The sequence below is a fragment of the Chthonobacter albigriseus genome, from assembly GCF_013839445.1.
GTDB lineage: Bacteria > Pseudomonadota > Alphaproteobacteria > Rhizobiales > Pleomorphomonadaceae > Chthonobacter > Chthonobacter albigriseus.
The window spans coordinates 96132-114914 of sequence record NZ_JACDIT010000002.1 but is presented as its reverse complement, the minus strand read 5'-3'; the positions used below and the strand labels follow the sequence as shown (position 1 = coordinate 114914).

The window sequence follows — 18783 nt, the reverse complement described above, 5'->3', positions numbered from 1 at the left end:
CCGTGCCGTCATTCTCCCGTAGCCTCGAGAAAGCCTTGCACCAGGCCCTGGCCTTCGCCAACGAGCGTCGCCAGGAATACGCGACTCTCGAGCATCTCCTGCTGGCCCTGGTCGAAGACCAGGACGCCGCTGCCGTCATGCGGGCGTGCAACGTCGACCTGGACCTGCTCCGCCGCAATCTGGTGGAGTACATCGATACCGAACTGGAGAACCTCGTCACCGAACTCGGCGAGGAGTCCAAGCCCACCGCCGGCTTCCAGCGCGTCATCCAGCGCGCCGTCATCCACGTCCAGTCCTCCGGTCGCGACGAAGTGACCGGCGCCAACGTGCTCGTCGCGATCTTCGCCGAGCGCGAGAGCCATGCCGCGTTCTTCCTGCAGGAGCAGGACATGACGCGCTACGACGCGGTCAACTACATCAGCCACGGCATCGCCAAGCGCGCCGGCATGTCCGACTCGCGGCCCGCCCGCGGCGTCGACGAGGACACCGCCCAGACCGAGGGTCCGGAAGGCGCGAAGAAGAAGTCCGACGCGCTCGAGGCCTACTGCATCAATCTCAACGAGAAGGCCAAGAAGGGGAAGATCGACCCCCTGATCGGCCGCGCCGACGAGATCAACCGCACCATCCAGGTGCTCTGCCGCCGCTCCAAGAACAACCCGCTCTACGTGGGTGATCCCGGCGTGGGCAAGACGGCGATCGCCGAGGGCCTGGCCAAGCGCATCGTCGAGGGCGACGTTCCAGACGTGCTCATCGGCTCCACCATCTTCGCGCTCGACATGGGTGCGTTGCTGGCCGGCACCCGCTACCGCGGCGACTTCGAGGAGCGTCTCAAGCAGGTCGTCAAGGAGATCGAGGCCTATCCGGGCGCCATCATGTTCATCGACGAGATCCACACCGTCATCGGTGCGGGCGCTACGTCGGGCGGCGCGATGGACGCCTCCAACCTCCTGAAGCCGGCGCTCGCGTCGGGCACGCTGCGCTGCGTGGGCTCCACCACCTACAAGGAGTACCGCCAGTTCTTCGAGAAGGACCGGGCCCTCGTCCGGCGCTTCCAGAAGATCGACGTCAACGAGCCGACCATCCCGGACGCCATCGAGATCCTCAAGGGCCTCAAGCCCTACTTCGAGGACTACCACCGCGTCCGCTACACCAACGACGCCATCAAGGCGGCGGTGGAGCTGTCGGCCCGCTACATCAACGACCGCAAGCTGCCGGACAAGGCGATCGACGTGATCGACGAGACCGGCGCCTCGCAGATGCTGCTGCCCGAGAACCGCCGCAAGAAGACCATCGGCGTCAAGGAGATCGAGAACACGATCGCCACCATGGCCCGCATCCCGCCGAAGTCCGTCTCCAAGGACGACGCGCAGGTGCTGGAGCATCTGGAGGAGAACCTCAAGCGGGTCGTCTACGGCCAGGACCGCGCGATCTCAACCCTCGCGTCGGCGATCAAGCTTGCCCGCGCCGGCCTGCGCGAACCGGAGAAGCCGATCGGCAACTACCTGTTCTCCGGCCCCACGGGCGTCGGCAAGACCGAGGTCGCCCGCCAGCTCGCCAGTGTGCTCGGCGTGAAGATGATCCGCTTCGACATGTCGGAGTACATGGAGCGCCACACCGTGAGCCGCCTCATCGGCGCCCCTCCCGGCTATGTGGGCTTCGACCAGGGCGGCCTGCTGACCGATGGCATCGATCAGCATCCGCACTGCGTCCTGCTGCTGGACGAGATCGAGAAGGCCCACCCGGACCTCTTCAACATCCTCCTGCAGGTGATGGACCACGGCAAGCTGACCGACCACAACGGCAAGCAGGTCGACTTCCGCAACGTCATCCTGATCATGACGACCAACGCCGGCGCCGCCGACATGGCCAAGGCCCCCGTGGGCTTCAACCAGGTGCGCCGTTCTGGCGACGACGAGGAGGCCATCAACCGCCTCTTCACTCCGGAGTTCCGCAACCGTCTCGACGCGATCATCCCCTTCGCGCCGCTGCCGTCGGAAGTGGTCCGCTCCGTCGTCGCCAAGTTCGTCATGCAGCTGGAGGCCCAGCTCGCCGACCGCAACGTCACCTTCGAACTGACCGACGAGGCGATCGACTGGCTGGCCGTCAAGGGCTACGACGAGCGCATGGGCGCCCGTCCGCTCGGCCGCGTGATCCAGGAGCACATCAAGCGCCCGCTCGCGGACGCCGTGCTCTTCGGCGTCCTCAAGAAGGGCGGCACGGTGAAGGTCTCGGTGGAGACGCTGGAAACCGGCGAAACCGGTCTCAAGCTCGACGCCATCCCCGATCCGGCGCTGAAGCGCAAGGTCGAGAGCGAGGACGAGGCGTCCGAGGCCAAGAAGGCCAAGCGCCCGCCCCGCAAGCCGAGCGGCAAGGGCCAGCAGCCCCCGGGCGACGACAAGGGTGGCCCCGACAAGCCCCGCCGCAGCCTCGTCCCCAAGGTCCCGCTGAAGGCCTGATCTCCAAAGGTTCGAACACGAAGGGCGCCCCGCAACGGGCGCCCTTTTTCGTGGCGAACCGAGACCGGCCGCGCGGTCCGGCAGCGGCCGTCACCCGGCCTTCGTGTACTTCGCCCCCTCCTGCGCCCGGACCGCCGCAACCACCTGGTGCGCCGCGTCCTCCGGAAGCCCTGCACCGGCGAGCACCGCCTCGCCTAGTTGCAGGCTCGCCTCGATCGTCTCAGGAACCACCTTGGTCGCCCCGCGCTCCATCAGCCGTGCGGCATGGGCCGCGTCGCGGGCCCGGGCGAAGATGGGCAGGTGCGGCCGGCGCTTCCGCACCGCCTCCACCACCCGTTCGGACGCTGTAATGCTGTCCATCGTCACCACCAGGGCGACTGCTCGGTCGATGCCGACCCGCTCCATGATCTCCGGCCGGCTGGCATCGCCCACGTAGACGGCGCCGCCGCCGCGCCGGAACGAAGCGACCAGCCGCACATCCGTGTCGAGCGCGACGTGCGGGATCGACTGCCCGTCGAGCAGCGCACCCAGCATCTGCCCCACGCGCCCGTAGCCGGCGATCAGCACGTGCCGGTCGAGGCCCGCCGCGGACACCGGCTCCGCCTCGCTCGCCAGCCTGAGCAGGTCGCGTCCGCGCAGCCGGTTGGCGAGGTCGCGGGCATAGCGGGCGATCACCGGCGTCAGCATCATGGAAAGGCCGGTGACCAGCATCATGTAGTGCCCGGTCTCCTCCGGGATGACGTCGCGCGTCGTCGACAGCCCGATCACCACGAAGGCGAACTCACCGCCCGCTCCGAGCAGCAGCGCCGTCTCCAGCGACACCGGCGCCGGCAGCCGGAACGCGCGCGCCAAGGCGAACAGGATCGCCGCCTTCAGCCCGATCAGCCCGAGCACCCCCGTCAGGATCGGCACCGGGCTTTCCACCACCACCAGCGGATCGATTCCCATCCCCACCGACAGGAAGAACACCCCGAGCAGCAGCCCTTTGAACGGCTCGATGTCCACCTCCACCTGGTGGCGGTACTCGGTGTCGGCCAAGAGCAGTCCGGCCAGAAAGGCACCGAGCGCCATCGAGAGCCCGGCTGCAGCGGTCGCCACCGCCGTTCCGATCACGGTCAGGAGCACGGTTGCCATGAACAGCTCGCGGCTTTTGGTGGCACCGACGATCCCGAAGATCGGCCGCACCAGCACCAGCCCCAGCGCGCCGATCACGATGATCGCCGCAATCGCTTCCACGATCGCCCGCCCGAAGGCCCAGGCCACAGAGCCCTGCGTGTCGGCGCCCAGCATCCCGACCAGGAACAGGATCGGCACCACCGCCAGGTCTTGCAGCAGCAGCACCGAAAATGAGGCCTGTCCGACCGCCGACCCCAGTCGCCGGCCTTCCGTGAGCAGATGCATGACGATCGCAGTCGACGACAGCGCCAGACAGCTGCCGAGCACCAGGCTCGCCTCCGCGCTGTTGCCGAAGGCGTAGGCCGTGGCTCCGATCACCGCGGCCGAGATCGCCACCTGCGCGCCGCCTAGCCCGAACACCATCCGCCGCATCGACCACAGCCGCGCCACGGAAAGCTCCAGCCCGATCACGAACAGCAGCAGCACCACGCCGAGTTCCGCCAGGAGGTGCACGCCCGCGTCATCGTCGATCGACACGATGCCGAGCCATGGCACCGTGTCGTCCAGCCGCCCGGCGCCGAACGGACCGATCAGGAGCCCGGTGAGCAGGAAGCCGAGCACTGGACTGATATGGAAGCGGTGCGCCACCGGCACGATGAAGCCGGCGGCGACCAGGAAGACGATGAGTTCGCGAAGGTCCAGGGCCTCGGGGTGCAAGGCGTCGCCTCTCGATTCGCCGGACATGCGGCGCGGATCCTAGCCTGCACGTTAGGCCCGCCCGGTAAAGCGAGACGACCGTTGAACCGAACGGCCCATTGGACGCAGCCGCCGGCTTTGCTACAGACGGCCGCAGTCAACATCGATCCCGAGGGCAATCATGGCACCGCGCAGACCGCTCGTCGCTGGAAACTGGAAGATGAACGGCCTCAAGGCCTCGGTCGGCGAGTTCGACGCCATTGCAGCCGGTGCCGCGGCCTTTGCCGGCAAGGCCGACGTCGCGATCTGCCCGCCCTTCACCCTCGTCGCCGCGCTCGCCGCCCGCGGCGCCCTTCCGGTCGGTGGCCAGGATTGCCACGCCGCCGCCTCCGGCGCGCACACCGGCGATGTGTCCGCCGAGATGCTGAAGGACGCCGGCGCCGCCTACGTCATCGTCGGCCACTCCGAACGCCGCACCGACCACGCCGAGACCGATGCGGTCGTCGCCGCCAAGGCCGCTGCCGCCCGGCGCGCCAACCTCGTCGCCATCGTCTGTGTCGGCGAGACGCGGGCCGAGCGCGAGTCCGGCGTTACCCTGAAGGTCGTCGGCACGCAGCTCGCCGGATCGCTCGAAGACGGTGTCACCGCCGCCAACACGGTCGTCGCCTACGAGCCCGTCTGGGCCATCGGCACCGGGCTGACGCCGACGGCGGCCGACGTGCGCGAGGTTCACACCTTCATCCGCGCCGAGCTGGTCAAGCGCTTCGGTGAGGACGGCCAAGGGATTCGCATCCTCTACGGCGGTTCGGTCAAGCCGTCGAACGCCGCCGAACTGATGGCCGTGGAGGACGTCGACGGCGCGCTGGTCGGAGGCGCGAGCCTCAAGGCGGCCGATTTCCTCGGCATCATCGCCGCCTACGGCTGATCTCGGCCTCGCAATCGGCTTGTTGCGACCCCACATGCGGTCCGGACTCGAAGGGGAGGGTGGAAACCCGTTTCCGCTTCGTGTACAACGCCGCCGGCTCGGGCGTGCGCGGGCCCGACGGATTCCGCGCGCCCCTTCGACAAGGTTCGAAAGATTTCATGGAAACGGTTCTTCTCGTCGTCCACCTCATGGTGGTGGTCGCCCTGGTCGGCGTTGTGCTTCTGCAGCGTTCTGAAGGCGGCGCGCTCGGCATCGGCGGCGGTGGCGGCTTCATGTCCAGCCGCGGGACGGCCAATGTGCTCACCCGGACGACGGCGATCCTGGCGGCGGTCTTTTTCGTCACGTCGCTGGCCCTCTCCATCCTGCCGCGCTTCATCGGCGGTCCGGGCTCCATCTTCGATTCGGTCCCGGGCGCCGCACCTGCCCAGACCGGTACCGATGCGCCGGTCGGCGGCGGCGCCGGCGGCGTGCTCGACGACCTGAACCGTCTGCGGCAGCCGCCTGGCGCCCAGGTTCCGGAGGCCCCGGCTCCCGGTGCGCAGATTCCGGCTCCTGCCGAGCCGGCCGCGCCCGCGGCTCCCGCCGCCGAGACTGTACCGGCCCCCGCGGCTCCCGCCGCCGAGACGGCCCCGGCGGCGCCCGCCACCGATTCGGCCCCCGCAGCCCCGGCCGCCCCCGCTCCGGCCGCGCCTGCCGCTCCGGCTCCGGCCCAGTGATCTCCGGGCGGCTCCTCCGACAACGGGGCGGCCGCCCGAAACACCCGAAAAGTCTCCGGAATTCAGTGCCGCACCGGCCCGTTCGCGCGTCGTATCCGGCATGTCGTTTTATTGCGGAAAACCGCGCGAGGGCACTCACCCTCGGCGCGAGCTTTGGATAGGTTGGTGGCCCATGGCGCGGTACATCTTCATCACCGGCGGCGTGGTTTCGTCCCTGGGCAAGGGGCTCGCTTCGGCGGCCCTCGGTTCGCTCCTTCAGGCCCGAGGCTACAAGGTCCGTCTTCGCAAGCTCGATCCCTACCTCAACGTCGATCCGGGGACGATGTCTCCGTATCAGCACGGTGAGGTCTTCGTCACCGACGACGGAGCCGAGACCGACCTCGACCTCGGCCACTACGAGCGCTTCACCGGACGTCCCGCCACCAAGCAGGACAACATCACCACCGGCCGCATCTACCAGGAGATCCTGGCCAAGGAGCGCCGCGGCGACTATCTCGGCGGCACCGTCCAAGTCATTCCCCACGTCACCGACGCCATCAAGGCCTTCGTGCTCGACGGCAACGAGGACGTGGATTTCGTGCTGACGGAGATCGGCGGCACCGTTGGCGACATCGAGGCGATGCCCTTCCTGGAGGCGATCCGCCAGCTCGGCAACGAGCTGCCGCGCGGTCAGGTCGTCTACATCCACCTGACGCTGATGCCGTGGATCCCCTCCGCCGGCGAGCTCAAGACCAAGCCGACCCAGCACTCCGTCAAGGAGCTGCGCTCGATCGGCATCCAGCCCGACATCCTGCTCGTCCGCTGCGACCGCCCGATTCCGGACGGCGAGCGGCGCAAGCTCTCGCTCTTCTGCAACGTCCGCCAGAGCGCGGTCATCCCGGGGCTGGACGTCTCCTCGATCTACGAGGTGCCGCTCGCCTACCACGCCGAGGGCCTCGACGACGAAGTTCTCGCCGCCTTCGGAATCGTCGGCGCGCCGGCTCCCAACCTGGAGCGCTGGCAGAACATCGTCCACCGCATCAAGAACCCGGAAGGCCACGTCAACATCGCGGTGGTCGGCAAGTACACCGTGCTGAAGGACGCCTACAAGTCGCTGATCGAAGCCCTCGTCCACGGCGGCATCGCCAACAACGTCCGCGTCAACATCGAGTGGATCGAGAGCGAGGTCTTCGAGAAGGAGGATCCGACGCCCTACCTGGAGCACGTCCACGGGATCCTCGTGCCCGGCGGCTTCGGCGAGCGCGGCTCGGAAGGCAAGATCCGCGCGGCCGGCTTCGCCCGATCCCGCAAGGTGCCGTACTTCGGCATCTGTTTCGGCATGCAGATGGCCGTGATCGAGGCTGCCCGCTCCCTCGCCGGCTTCCCGGACGCGACTTCCACCGAGTTCGGTCCGGCCGACCACCCGGTCGTCGGCCTGATGACCGAGTGGCTGAAGGGCAACGAACTGGAGAAGCGCAAGTCCGACGGCGACCTAGGCGGCACGCTCCGTCTCGGCGCCTACGATGCTCGGCTCGCCCAGGGCTCCAAGATCGCGGAAATCTACGGCTCCGAGCGCATCTCGGAGCGGCACCGCCACCGCTACGAGGTCAACATCGACTACCGCGAAAAGCTGGAGGCCTGCGGCATGGTCTTCGCCGGCCTGTCGCCGGACGGCGTTCTTCCGGAAACCGTCGAGTTCAAGGACCACCCCTGGTTCATCGGCGTCCAGTACCACCCCGAGCTCAAGAGCCGCCCCTTCGAGCCTCATCCGCTCTTCGCCAGCTTCGTCGAAGCCGCCATGGAGCAGAGCCGGCTGGTCTGACCGTCCGCAACCCTTGATTTCCGGTTCGACCCTCCGTATTTTGGAGGAGTGGAGCGGGCGGCTCCAACCGCCCGCTCCTGGATCACCTTACGAAGCTAATGCGGAGCGTTATTGTCCAGCGCTCCGCATTCTTCGTCAGGGTGACCGCCAGCGTCCATCGCCTTCGCGACATCGGCTGAACCTCCTGTTCGAACGGCGAGGCCGTCGCCGCGGACGGAGAGGCCCATCTCCCCGGTCGCACCCTGGACCGGTGCTGCTGCTTCCGCGCCCGAACGCGACCACAATCCAGCACAACTCATTGGTTGTATAATTGCATCGGTTGCATCTTTTGATGCCGCCGGCAGTTGCGCGAACTCATCCCGCGCCTTGCAGCAGAGTGCCCGGAAGCCCCGCCGCCTGCTCGAGCACGTGCAGCACATGCGGATTGTGCGGCGGCCCCGGTGGCAGCAGCGGGTGCTCGAAGAACCCCGCGTCCCGCATTCCGAGCCGCCGCATCACGGCGATCGACGGCCCGTTCGCCGGCAGCGCTACAGCCACCACGCGCTCCACCCCCGCCGTCGAGAACGCATGCTCGGCCGCCGCCCGCGCCCCTTCCGTCGCCAGACCCCGGCCCCAGAAGGAGGGTGACAGCCGCCAGCCGATCTCCACCGCCGGCGCGAAGTCGGCCTCGTAGGGCACCCACTGCGCCCCGATGATCCCGACGAAAGCACCTGTCGCCTTTTCCCGCGCGCACAGCATCCCGACCCCGGTCCGCACCAGCCGCTCGTGCCACCGCGCCACGGCCGCATCGCTCTCCTCACGCGTCAGCGGGCTCGGGAAGAACCGCATCACCTCCGGATCGGCGTTCAGCGCCGCCACCGCGTCGAGATCGGCGTCGGTCCAGATCGTCATCGTCAACCGGGTCGTTTCGATCATTGCGGCAATCCCAAGCAATCGCACCTCTTGGAGATCGCAAAGCCGGTCGTCAGTCAAGCAAGGGGGCACGGCCTTGCCGCGCCCTCAAGTTTCTCAAACAGGCGACGCCCGCATTCCTTCAGCGGCGGACGCCCGGAATGCGAGGCAAAGGCGCACCCGGTCTGGCAGGCCTGGGCGCAGGCGGCGGGGTGAAGTGCCCGGCGAAGAGTTCCGCGGCTATCTTCAGTCCGGCCGGAACGCCGCCGAGCGACTTCTCGATCGGGGCGCTCAATTTGTCGCTGAATGCCGGATCGACGGGGATGTCGGCCTGGAGGTCGTCCGGAGCAACCGCCCCAAGCCCGTCGAACCGCCAGTGAACCCCGAGCCATACACGCGAGAGAGCGTTCCCGATCACACCCTCGGCCAGGCTGAACTCACGGACGTGAAAGGTCCGGATGTCTCCCTTCGGATCCTGGTTCACGCCGTTGAACTCATCGGAAACGAACGCGACCTTCAGCGTGTTCATCGCTTCCTTGGAACTGATGCCGAGCTTTGCCGCGGCGAACAGCGCGAGCAGGCGCAGTGACACGGCTCCGAACGTCGCGTGACCGGAAGGATAGGCTGGAAAATCCGGTGTCCGATAGAACTCGCCCGGCGTGTTCGTGGCTGGACGACCGAGCGGGGCCCATGTCGGATCGCAATAGCCACTCGCTGCGCCGGCGCCTGCGCCATTATCCGGGCCGAAGCCGGCGTCATGTTCGCGTATACCCACCACAGGGCGCCACAGGTCATAGTCGTATTTCGCGCTCCAGGCGACGATCGCGGCGTCTGCCATTCCCGTGTTGAGCAATGCCAGGAGACGCGCGTTGTCCGCGGCCGTATTACCGGCCAGATGCTTGGTCATGAAGGCCCGAGCCACCTGGTTGTAGAGGCGAGGCGGGACGCCAAGCCCCCGTGGCCCGTCGTAGCCCCAGAAGATGCCTTCCACGGTTTCGTCCGCCGAGCGGCTCGTACTGGCAGCCGCCCCTTTCTCCTTCACATCCAAAAGCGCCGCGTTGTATCGCGGCGAGCGGATCGGAGGCGGTGGGCTAAGATAGGGCGCATGGATCGCCGCGCCGGCGGCTGCCGGAGCGATGCCGAACGGCCGCAGCGATCCCCATTGGGTGCTCAACCGCTGTTGTCCCGGCGAGAAGGGATCGGGCCTGTGCTTTCCGTCCTGTGTCGAGAAGGTCATGTCGTCAGGCAGGTGGGACCCGTCCTGGTGCCGCCAATCCAGAACCGCTTTTCCGATCGTGAGGCCATAGGCCACGCCCGCTTCGAACGTAGTTGCCGACGCACCGCGGGGATAGCTGTCCAGCGCCGACCTTACATGATCACCTTGCCGCCGCCAGAGGTCCTCCAGAACCGTTGTTGCAGCTCCGCAGACGGTTCCCGCGACAAACGAGTCATATCCGCCGCCCGGGTTGACAGGTGCGGTGGCCGGCCGGGTTGGTGTCTGTCCGATCATCGCAGCGAACGGCGCCAGCCCGCTCGTGGAGTCCCCGTGTGCAACAGCTTCGTAGATGGCAATGTGGACCATGGCGAGCGCCCGCGAAGTCCGGGTTGGGCCGCCTTGCTCAGCGCCGAGCGCACCCGGTTTCAAGCTGTCACCCTCGCCGCCCACCGTGAAATCCCTACGTTGCACCTCTATGGCAACGTCGTTCCAATAGAGTACCGGATCCATGTTGCGCTCCCCCGATGTCCCCATCGCGTTGATGGATGCACGGATTGGAAGCAAGGAAGAGGAAGTGATCAACGCAAAGTTGCGCAACTGAAGATAGTAACTGTACTGGATTTGGTTGCGGTCGGCCCCGGTGGCATAACCGCGCTCACGCCGCCGCCGTCACCCCCGCCCGCGGTAGCCGGGCATGCCCTGGTCCGGCACCCAGACCCCGGTCGGCGGTTCTCCGGTCTGCCAGAACACGTCGATCGGAATGCCCCCGCGCGGATACCAATAGCCGCCGATCCGGAGCCAATGCGGCTGCAGGAGATCCCTCAGCGCCTTGCCGATCTCCACCGTGCAGCCTTCGTGGAAGGCGCCGTGGTTGCGGAAGCCGAACAGGTAGAGCTTCAGGCTCTTCGATTCCACCAGCCACTCCGCGGGCACGTAGTCGATCACCAGGTGTGCGAAGTCGGGCTGCCCGGTCACCGGGCAGAGCGAGGTGAACTCCGGCACGGCAAAGCGCGTCAGATACAGCGTGTCGGCATGCGGGTTCGGCACCCGGTCCAGCACGGTCGCGTCCGGCCGATCGGGAATTTCCGCTGGTTTCCCGAGCTTCAGGTGGGTGGGATCGATGGTCGTCAACGGGGGCACCTCCGGTGATGTCTCGACGACGGTAGGGAACCCGCGTGCTCCTATCAGGTCCGTGGCATTTGCGGCAGGCCCTTTCGCCGCAAGCCTCATTGCGGTCCCGGTCTCTTCTCACCGTCACGTTGCTCCGCTATAGAACGCGCGGATTTCCCGAGCCTCCCGAGTTCAAGAGAACGGAGCTTCCCGCATGACCGCCATCATCGACATCGTCGGACGTCAGATCTTCGACAGCCGCGGCAACCCCACCGTCGAAGTCGACGTCGTCCTGGAGGATGGCGCCTTCGGCCGCGCCGCGGTTCCCTCCGGCGCCTCCACCGGTGCCCACGAGGCGGTCGAACTGCGCGATGGCGGCTCCCGTTATCTCGGCAAGGGCGTGACCAAGGCGGTCGACGCTGTCAACGACGAGATCTTCGCAGCCCTCGGCGGCATGGACGCTGAGGACCAGCTCCTCATCGACCGCACCATGATCGACCTGGACGGCACGCCCAACAAGGCTCGCCTCGGCGCCAACGCCATCCTCGGCGTCTCGCTCGCGGTCGCCAAGGCTGCCGCCGAATCCGCCGGCCTGCCGCTCTACCGCTACGTCGGCGGCCCCAACGCCCACGTTCTCCCGGTGCCGATGATGAACATCATCAACGGCGGCGTGCACGCCGACAACCCGATCGACTTCCAGGAGTTCATGATCCTGCCGGTCGGTGCTGACTCCATCGCCGACGCCGTGCGCATCGGCTCGGAGATCTTCCACACCTTGAAGAAGGGCCTGAAGACCGCCGGCCACAACACCAACGTCGGTGACGAGGGCGGCTTCGCCCCGAACCTCGGCTCGGCCGTCGAAGCCCTCGACTTCATCATGAAGTCGATCGAGAAGGCCGGCTTCAAGCCGGGCGAGGACGTCTACCTCGGCCTCGACTGCGCCTCCACCGAGTTCTTCAAGGATGGCGCCTACCACTACGAGGGCGAGGGCAAGGTGCGCTCGATCGCCGAGCAGGTCGACTACCTCGCCAAGCTGGCCTCCGACTACCCGATCATCACGATCGAGGACGGCATGTCGGAAGACGACTGGGAGGGCTGGAAGCTCCTTACCGACAAGATCGGCTCCAAGGTGCAGCTCGTCGGCGACGACCTCTTCGTCACCAACTCCACGCGCCTGCGCCGCGGCATCAAGTCCGGCACGGCCAACTCGATCCTGGTGAAGGTGAACCAGATCGGCTCGCTCAGCGAGACGCTCGACGCCGTGGAAACCGCCCACAAGGCCGGCTACACCGCCGTCATGTCCCACCGCTCGGGCGAAACCGAGGACTCGACCATCGCCGACCTCGCCGTCGCCACCAACTGCGGGCAGATCAAGACCGGCTCGCTCGCCCGCTCCGACCGGATCGCCAAGTACAACCAGCTGATCCGCATCGAAGAGGAACTCGGCCCCCAGGCCACCTACGCCGGCCGCAGCGTGCTGAAGGGCTGATTTCAACCCCGCCCAAATCCCTCCCCCTTGCGGGGAGGGTAAGGGTGGGTTGCCCTTCGACCACCCCCGGGGAGGCTCATCCCCCGGAAGAGCCGGCGGCACATGCATCGTCGGTTGATCGGTCCGCGTTCTCACTGACCGTCGCAGTCCGCACCCTGCCTAACCCGTCGCGGTCCGCCTCCCCTTGACCCGTCATGGTCCGCGCAGGCGGACCACCCAAGCATTTGCCGGGACGATGCACAGGTCCTGACCATGCCGCGCCGTGCGGCCCCCACAAAATCGTGGGTGGTCCGCCTGCGCGGACCATGACGGCGAAGCGGAGTTGTGGGACAGGCCAGGGTAGGGGGAGCACCAACAACTTCCCTCCCCCTTGCGGGGAGGGCCAGGGTAGGGGGGGACCTCCACCCACCCGGAAACCCTCGACGCGCCGGCAGGGCTAAGCCCACCCGCCGCTCACCCGCCCGTCGCCACCGGCGTATCCTCCCGTCCGCCCCATTCCGCCCAGCTGCCGTCGTAGACTGCCACGGCCCGCGCGCCCGCGCTCTCCAGCGCCAGCCCCACCAGCGCGGCCGTGACGCCGGATCCGCAGCTCGTGATCGTCGGCTTGGCGAGGTCGACGCCGCTCTCGGCCAGCACGGCCTTCACCGCCGCCGGATCCTTCAGCCGACCGTCCTCCACCAGCGCCCCGAACGGCACGTTCACCGCTCCCGGCATGTGACCGGCGCGCACGCCCGGACGCGGTTCCGGCGCGTCGCCGCGGAATCGGTCGGCGGGCCGCGCGTCTACCACCTGGGCCGAGCCCGTCTTCAGCGCCGCCTCCACGTCGCGCAGGTCGCGGATCGCCGAATGGTCCAGCCGCGCGGTGAAGTGGCGCTCGGCCCGGCGCACCGGCCCTTCCTCCACGTCGTGTCCGGCCGCGATCCAGGCGGGCAGCCCGCCGTCGAGGATGTAGACGTCGCGCACCCCCATCACCCGGAATGTCCACGCCACCCGCGGCGCGGAGAACAGCCCGTGCGTGTCGTAGACCACGATCGTCTGGCCGTCGCCGATGCCGAGCTTGCGCATCCGGCTGGAGAACACCTCGGGCTTCGGCAGCATGTGCGGCAGGCCGCTGTCGGTGTCGGCGATGGTGTCGATGTCGAAGAACACCGCGCCCGGGATATGCCGCGCCAGATACTCCTCGCCGCCCTTTCGCCCGGTCGGCGGCAGGTGCCACGTCCCGTCCACGATGGCGATGTCCGGCGCCCGCAACCGCGCGGCCAGCCAGTCGACGGATACGAAACGGCGGTCGCGGAAATCGTCGGCCATCGGTCATTCCTCCCCTTGCGGCAGCGGACCGAACCGGAGGCGCACCCGCCGGTTGATCTTGCCCTTCTTCTCGATCTTGGCGATGTGGACCTCGCCCACCTCCGCCGTCGAACGCACATGCGTGCCGCCGCAAGGCTGCAGGTCCAGGCTTTCGCCGATCCGCACCAGTCGGACGCGGCCCTGGCCCATCGGCGGCTTCACTTTCATGGTCTTCACCAGCCCCGGATTGGCGGTGAGCTCCTCGTCGGTGATCCATTCCGTGGTGATGGGATGGTCGGCCGCCACATGCGCCATCACCGCCGCGGTCACTTCCGCCTTGTCCGGGATCTCGTCCGGCATGTCGAAGTCGAGCCGCCCTTCCCCCGCGCCGATCTGCCCGCCCGTCACCGGGTAGGGCAGCACCACCGAGAGCAGGTGCAGCGCGGTGTGGATCCGCATGTGCCGGTAGCGTGTCGCCCAGTCCAGGTGCTGCACGACGCGTGACCCGGGGGCGGGCAGGGCGGCCCCTTCCGCCGGCTTCAGCACGATCGCCGTCCGCCCCTCGCCGTAGACGGCGGTCGTGATGGGTACCTCCGCCCCGTCCGACGTTTCCAGGTGGCCGGAGTCGCCCGGCTGCCCGCCGCCGCTCGGATAGAACAGCGAGCGGTCGAGCACGATGCCGGCTTCGTCGGCGGAAATCACCGTCGCCTCGGCCACGGAGAGATAGGCGTCGTCGCGAAACAGCGGTTCAGTCATAGCAGGCCCCGGCTCACTCGGTCACGAAGGGAGGGGTGATCGACGCCGGCCGCTCCAGCCAGCCCGGCACCGGCAGCTGCTTGGAGCGGAGGAACTCCGGGTTGAACAGCTTGCTCTGGTAGCGGTTGCCGTAGTCGCAGAGGATCGTCACGATCGTATGACCCGGCCCCATCTCCCGCGCCAGTGCCATCGCGCCCGCCACGTTGATGCCGGACGAGCCGCCCAAGCAAAGCCCCTCGTGCTCCAGGAGATCGAAGACGATCGACACCGCCTCCTCGTCGCCGATCCGGCAGGCGAAGTCCACCGGCGCGCCTTCCAGGTTTGCGGTGATCCGCCCCTGGCCGATCCCCTCGGTGATCGAGGAGCCCTCCGCTTTCAGCTCGCCGCTCGTATAGAACGAGTAGAGCGCTGCCCCATGCGGATCGGCGAGCCCGATCTTCACGGCCGGGTTCAGCGCCTTCAGCCCCAGTCCGACACCCGCGATCGTTCCGCCGGATCCGACGGCGCAGACGAACCCGTCGACGCGGCCGTTGGTCTCGTTCCAGATCTCCTGCGCGGTGGTCTCGATGTGCGCCTGCCGGTTCGCCGTGTTGTCGAACTGGTTGGCCCAGATCGCCCCGTGCGGCGCGCTCCTGGCCAGCTCCTCGGCCAGCCGCCCGGACAGCTTCACGTAGTTGTTCGGGTTCTTGTAGGGCACCGCCGGCACTTCCACGAGTTCGGCGCCCAGCAGTTTCAGCGCGTCCTTCTTCTCCTGGCTCTGCGTCTCCGGGATCACGATCACCGTCTTGAGGCCCAGCGCGTTGCCGACCATGGCCAGCCCGATGCCCGTGTTGCCGGCGGTCCCTTCCACCACGATCCCGCCGCGCTCCAGGCGCTTGTGCGCCAGCGCATCGCGCAGGATGTACAGCGCCGCCCGGTCCTTCACCGATTGCCCGGGGTTGAGGAACTCGGCCTTGCCGTAGATCTCGCAGCCGGTCTCCGCCGAAGCGCGCTTCAGCCGGATGAGCGGCGTGTTGCCGATCAGTTCCAGGACGCTGCCGTACATCATTGCTCCCATCATTGCCGCCGCCTGCGGACGGACGCACCAGGGTTGAAGGCTATTGACGCCTTCGTCATGGATCAAGCACGAAGGAAGCCCGCCGGCCCGGCCCTGCGTCACACGGGAGACCGCGGCACTCCCGGCGATCCGCCGTTCACGACGGGGAGGGTTCGTAGAAACACCAATAGAACCGCGTTGGTGATCCAGACCGGCAGGCCCGCCGTAGAGGGGGATGCGAGCGTTGCACTTCGTGCGGCTTTCGGGCAAATCTATGGGTCAGTGGACAGGACAGGCAGTCGATGGCGCCGAATTTGGATCAGGAGATCAACTCGCTCCTCGCGGGCTACGCGATGGGCGGCCTCCCAGCGCCATTGAGCGTGCTCGTCGCCGCGCACCTTGAGCTGAGCCCACGCAACCGCCGCTTCGTGTCCGACATGGAGTCGCTCGCCGGCCGCGCCATCGAAACGGTCGAGCCCGCCGCAGTCCGCGACCGCGACGCCAAGCTCGCCGCCATCTTCGGCGACGCGCCGTCGCCCGCCGCTTCGGCGGTGGAGACCGCATCCGCCAGCCGTCGCATCCAGCTTCCGCGCACCGGCCGCTTGCCGCTTGCGATTCGCCGCTTCGTCGGCAACGACGCCGCCAACCTCCCCTGGAAGACGGTCCTGCCCGGCGTACGCGAATACAAGATCGGCGAGTTCGATGGTCTGAAGACCGAGTTGTTCTGGATCCGCGCCGGCACGGCCATGCCTGCCCACACCCACGAGGGCGGCGAGATCACGCTCGTCTGCGAGGGCGGCTTCACCGACATCCTCGGCTCCTACGATCGCGGAGACATCTCGATCACCGACTCCTCGGTCGACCACAAGCCGGTCGCCGACGACGACGGCGATTGCATCTGCTTTGCCGTCACCGACGCGCCGCTGCGCCTCACCGGCTTCTTCGGTCGGCTGTTCAACCCCTTCATCCGGGGCTGACGCCCGCCTTCTCGATCCCCGACGCGGCCGGCCGATGGCCGGATCGCTCCGCGCCGCCCGCCTTCGTAGGCGGGCGAATCTGCTTGGCGTCTTACCAATACGCGCTGCAGAGCCTGCCCGATCGCGCGATAACCGGAACGGTCTGAACCAAAGCCTCGCCGCAGCCGTAGACCTTGGAACAACCAGCGCGGAGACGTCATGCCCCTTTCCCACGCCAGGCCTGCGGATGGAATCGCCTGGGTCACCGGCGCCTCCAGCGGCATCGGCCGCGAGACTGCTCTGCGCCTCGCCGCCCGAGGGTGGACCGTCGCGGTTTCCGCCCGGAGCGCCGATGCGCTCACCTCGCTCGCGGCCGCATCCCCCGGCCGCATCCACGCGATCCCGCTCGACGTCACCGACCACGCCGCGGCCGCCGCGGCGGTCGCCCGGATCGAAGCGGAGGTCGGCCCGATCGCACTGGCGCTCCTCAACGCCGGCATCTACCTCCCGGTGCGCGGCGAAAGCCTCGCCGTGGAGGATTTCGACCGCTCCATCGACGTCAACCTGAAGGGCACCGTCTACACCCTGCTTCCGGTCATCGAGGCCATGAAGCGGCGGGGTAGGGGCCAGATCGCCGTTGTATCGTCGGTCGCCGGCTATGGCGGACTGCCCACCTCGGCTGCTTACGGGGCCACCAAGGCGGCGCTCTTCAACCTCATGGCATCGCTGAAGTTCGACCTAGATCGCCTCGGCATCCTCACCCAGGTCGTCAGCCCCGGCTTCGTGGACACGCCCGCGACGGCAAGCAACCCCTTCCCGATGCCCTTCCTGATGACGGTGGAGAACGCAGCGGACCGGCTCGTCGCCGGACTGGAGACCGGCGGCTACGAGATCACCTTCCCCCGCCGCTTCACGTGGGGCCTGAAGGCGATCAACCTTTTGCCCTATGCCGCGTATTTCCCGCTCGTCCGGCGTTTCACCGGCTGGAAGTGACGGGATTTCCCTCGATCGTGGCGCGGAGGGTTTCCTGCGCCGCACGGTCCACGGGGAAGTTCCACATCAGCCCGATCGCCGCCAGTTTCGCGAACAGCGGGACCCCGGCGTAGAGCGCCACCAGCATCGTCAGCCCGCCTTCCGGCTGCGGCCCGCCGTTCGCCTGGAAGCCCGCCCAGTCCAACAGCGGGAAGGCGATTCCCACGGCCAGCGCCAGCGCCAGCTTGGTCGCCAATCCCCACGCCGCCACATAGGTTCCGGTCCTCTGCTCGCCGGTCGAGGCCGTATCCACGTCGATCACATCGGCCTGGATGGAGGAGGGCAGCACAAGGTCCGCACCCAGCGCGATCCCGGTCAGGAGGCAGACGGCCAGAAACCAGTCGCTGTCACCGGGGCCCAGCAACGGCACCGTGGCGAACACTGCCACGTTGAACAGCATGGCGATCGACCAGGCGCGGTGCTTGCCGATCCGGTTGGCGACCAGCGTCCAGAGCGGCACGCCCGCCACGCCGGCCAGGAAATACGCAAACAGCAGAATCCCGGCCGAATCAGGCGATTCCAGCCGCTCGTTCACAAAGAACAGGAACAGTGTCGCCGGCAGTCCGTTGGCGAACCCGTTGAGCACGAAGGCCGCGAGCAGCCGCACGAAGGGCCGGTTGGCGGCCAGATGCTTCAGCCCGGCGCGCCAGTCGAGCCGGGTCTGCGTGAAGTCCCGCGGCTCCGGCACCCGCCACACGGCGATCAGCCCGGTCAACGGCAGCAGCACCAGCACGAAGCCCGCCAGCATCATCAGCGCCAGCCCGCCGTCGGTCGCGCCCATGGCCGTGGCGATCGCCGGCGTCGCGGTGGCGATCAGCGTCCCCAGCACCACCACGCCTTCGCGAGCCCCCGCGATGCGGTTGCGCTCGGTATAGTCGCCGGAAAGCTCTGCGCCCCACGCCCAATAGGGGATCAGGCTCAGCGTCATGCCCGTCGAAAGCAGCGTGGCGAAGCCAAACAGCCACCACACGCCCGCGCTTTCCGGCGGCACGAACACCGCCCAGACGGCTGCCACCGTCACCGGGATCGACAGCGCGAACCACAGCCGCCGTCGGCCGAAGCGCGGTCGCCAGCGATCCGCCAGCACCCCCACCACCGGATCGGATATGGCGTCGATCAGCCGGACCGCCAGCAGCACCTGGCCGATCGCCGCCAACGGCAGGCCCAGCGTCGTCGCGTAGAACGTTGGGACCACGATCGCGAAGGGAAGCGTCAGCACCGCCAGCGGCAGCGCGGGCAGGGCGTAGGCGAGGATCACGGCAAGCGGGATTCGGGACGGCGGCAAAGGATCCTCATGCGC

General features: G+C 68.0%; 15 protein-coding genes. 7 read left to right on the top strand and 8 right to left on the bottom strand.

The genetic code is table 11. The features are described from left to right. Positions 1-2 precede the first annotated feature (2 nt). Positions 3-2456, top strand: coding sequence for an ATP-dependent Clp protease ATP-binding subunit ClpA (gene clpA, locus HZ321_RS08655; protein WP_181701895.1), 2454 nt, complete (start codon positions 3-5; stop codon positions 2454-2456). Positions 2457-2546: 90 nt separating this feature from the next. On the opposite strand, the gene HZ321_RS08650 is transcribed toward clpA, so the two are convergent. Beyond that, the gene (locus tag HZ321_RS08650; RefSeq protein WP_181701894.1) at positions 2547-4316 is read right to left on the bottom strand and encodes a cation:proton antiporter domain-containing protein; all 1770 of its coding nucleotides are present in this window, start codon (positions 4314-4316) and stop codon (positions 2547-2549) included. A 133-nt stretch (positions 4317-4449) separates the two neighbouring features. Between HZ321_RS08650 and tpiA the strand changes: the two genes are divergently transcribed. The 3 genes from tpiA to HZ321_RS08635 all read left to right on the top strand — a co-directional run bounded on the left by tpiA (position 4450) and on the right by HZ321_RS08635 (position 7710). Beyond that, on the top strand, positions 4450-5193 hold the full coding sequence (gene tpiA, locus HZ321_RS08645) for a triose-phosphate isomerase (protein ID WP_181701893.1): 744 nt from the start codon (positions 4450-4452) through the stop codon (positions 5191-5193). Between the two features lie 158 nt (positions 5194-5351). Next, on the top strand, positions 5352-5909 hold the full coding sequence (secG, locus tag HZ321_RS08640) for a preprotein translocase subunit SecG (RefSeq protein WP_181701892.1): 558 nt from the start codon (positions 5352-5354) through the stop codon (positions 5907-5909). 172 nt (positions 5910-6081) lie between these two features. Beyond that, a complete protein-coding gene (locus HZ321_RS08635) occupies positions 6082-7710 on the top strand; it encodes a CTP synthase (protein WP_181701891.1) in 1629 nt (542 codons plus the stop codon). Positions 7711-8064: 354 nt separating this feature from the next. Here the strand turns inward: HZ321_RS08635 and HZ321_RS08630 are convergent, their stop codons facing one another. The 3 genes from HZ321_RS08630 to queF form a co-directional block, all read right to left on the bottom strand. After that, the gene (locus tag HZ321_RS08630; protein ID WP_181701890.1) at positions 8065-8625 is read right to left on the bottom strand and encodes a GNAT family N-acetyltransferase; all 561 of its coding nucleotides are present in this window, start codon (positions 8623-8625) and stop codon (positions 8065-8067) included. Positions 8626-8743: 118 nt separating this feature from the next. Next, a complete protein-coding gene (locus tag HZ321_RS08625; RefSeq protein ID WP_181701889.1) occupies positions 8744-10327 on the bottom strand; it encodes a vanadium-dependent haloperoxidase in 1584 nt (527 codons plus the stop codon). Between the two features lie 159 nt (positions 10328-10486). Next, positions 10487-10939 carry a preQ(1) synthase gene (gene queF / locus HZ321_RS08620; protein WP_425305387.1) on the bottom strand — a complete coding sequence of 151 codons (453 nt, stop codon included), beginning with the start codon at positions 10937-10939 and terminating at the stop codon, positions 10487-10489. A 202-nt stretch (positions 10940-11141) separates the two neighbouring features. On the opposite strand from queF, the gene eno reads away from it, so the two are divergent. After that, positions 11142-12416, top strand: coding sequence for a phosphopyruvate hydratase (gene eno / locus HZ321_RS08615; protein ID WP_181701887.1), 1275 nt, complete (start codon positions 11142-11144; stop codon positions 12414-12416). Between the two features lie 453 nt (positions 12417-12869). Here eno and sseA read toward each other — a convergent pair whose 3' ends face one another. Genes sseA through HZ321_RS08600 form a run of 3 tightly spaced genes read right to left on the bottom strand, consistent with a single transcriptional unit; the run spans position 12870 to position 15504 of the window. After that, complete coding sequence (sseA, locus tag HZ321_RS08610) at positions 12870-13724, bottom strand: 3-mercaptopyruvate sulfurtransferase (RefSeq protein ID WP_181701886.1); 855 nt, start codon at positions 13722-13724, stop codon at positions 12870-12872. A gap of 3 nt (positions 13725-13727) precedes the next feature. Beyond that, on the bottom strand, positions 13728-14459 hold the full coding sequence (locus HZ321_RS08605) for an alanyl-tRNA editing protein (protein ID WP_181701885.1): 732 nt from the start codon (positions 14457-14459) through the stop codon (positions 13728-13730). 13 nt (positions 14460-14472) lie between these two features. Next, positions 14473-15504, bottom strand: a complete 1032-nt coding sequence (locus HZ321_RS08600) for a cysteine synthase A (protein ID WP_181701884.1) — start codon at positions 15502-15504, stop codon at positions 14473-14475. Positions 15505-15797: 293 nt separating this feature from the next. Between HZ321_RS08600 and HZ321_RS08595 the strand changes: the two genes are divergently transcribed. Next, positions 15798-16472: a ChrR family anti-sigma-E factor gene (locus tag HZ321_RS08595; RefSeq protein WP_181701883.1), complete on the top strand. Its 675-nt coding sequence runs from the start codon at positions 15798-15800 to the stop codon at positions 16470-16472. Positions 16473-16670: 198 nt separating this feature from the next. Beyond that, positions 16671-17444 carry an SDR family NAD(P)-dependent oxidoreductase gene (locus tag HZ321_RS08590; protein WP_181701882.1) on the top strand — a complete coding sequence of 258 codons (774 nt, stop codon included), beginning with the start codon at positions 16671-16673 and terminating at the stop codon, positions 17442-17444. Here the strand turns inward: HZ321_RS08590 and HZ321_RS08585 are convergent. Then, positions 17428-18768, bottom strand: coding sequence for an MFS transporter (locus HZ321_RS08585; protein WP_181701881.1), 1341 nt, complete (start codon positions 18766-18768; stop codon positions 17428-17430). The two genes, HZ321_RS08590 and HZ321_RS08585, sit on opposite strands and share 17 nt — an antisense overlap. Positions 18769-18783 lie beyond the last annotated feature (15 nt).

What these genes read in the sequence shown, in the direction of transcription:
- HZ321_RS08650 (WP_181701894.1), bottom strand. Translation starts at nt 4,316, where the DNA reads ATGTCCGGCGAATCGAGAGGCGACGCCTTGCACCCCGAGGCCCTGGAC.
- tpiA (WP_181701893.1), top strand. Translation starts at nt 4,450, where the DNA reads ATGGCACCGCGCAGACCGCTCGTCGCTGGAAACTGGAAGATGAACGGC.
- secG (WP_181701892.1), top strand. Translation starts at nt 5,352, where the DNA reads ATGGAAACGGTTCTTCTCGTCGTCCACCTCATGGTGGTGGTCGCCCTG.
- HZ321_RS08635 (WP_181701891.1), top strand. Translation starts at nt 6,082, where the DNA reads ATGGCGCGGTACATCTTCATCACCGGCGGCGTGGTTTCGTCCCTGGGC.
- HZ321_RS08630 (WP_181701890.1), bottom strand. Translation starts at nt 8,625, where the DNA reads ATGATCGAAACGACCCGGTTGACGATGACGATCTGGACCGACGCCGAT.
- HZ321_RS08625 (WP_181701889.1), bottom strand. Translation starts at nt 10,327, where the DNA reads ATGGATCCGGTACTCTATTGGAACGACGTTGCCATAGAGGTGCAACGT.
- eno (WP_181701887.1), top strand. Translation starts at nt 11,142, where the DNA reads ATGACCGCCATCATCGACATCGTCGGACGTCAGATCTTCGACAGCCGC.
- sseA (WP_181701886.1), bottom strand. Translation starts at nt 13,724, where the DNA reads ATGGCCGACGATTTCCGCGACCGCCGTTTCGTATCCGTCGACTGGCTG.
- HZ321_RS08605 (WP_181701885.1), bottom strand. Translation starts at nt 14,459, where the DNA reads ATGACTGAACCGCTGTTTCGCGACGACGCCTATCTCTCCGTGGCCGAG.
- HZ321_RS08600 (WP_181701884.1), bottom strand. Translation starts at nt 15,504, where the DNA reads ATGTACGGCAGCGTCCTGGAACTGATCGGCAACACGCCGCTCATCCGG.
- HZ321_RS08595 (WP_181701883.1), top strand. Translation starts at nt 15,798, where the DNA reads ATGGCGCCGAATTTGGATCAGGAGATCAACTCGCTCCTCGCGGGCTAC.
- HZ321_RS08590 (WP_181701882.1), top strand. Translation starts at nt 16,671, where the DNA reads ATGCCCCTTTCCCACGCCAGGCCTGCGGATGGAATCGCCTGGGTCACC.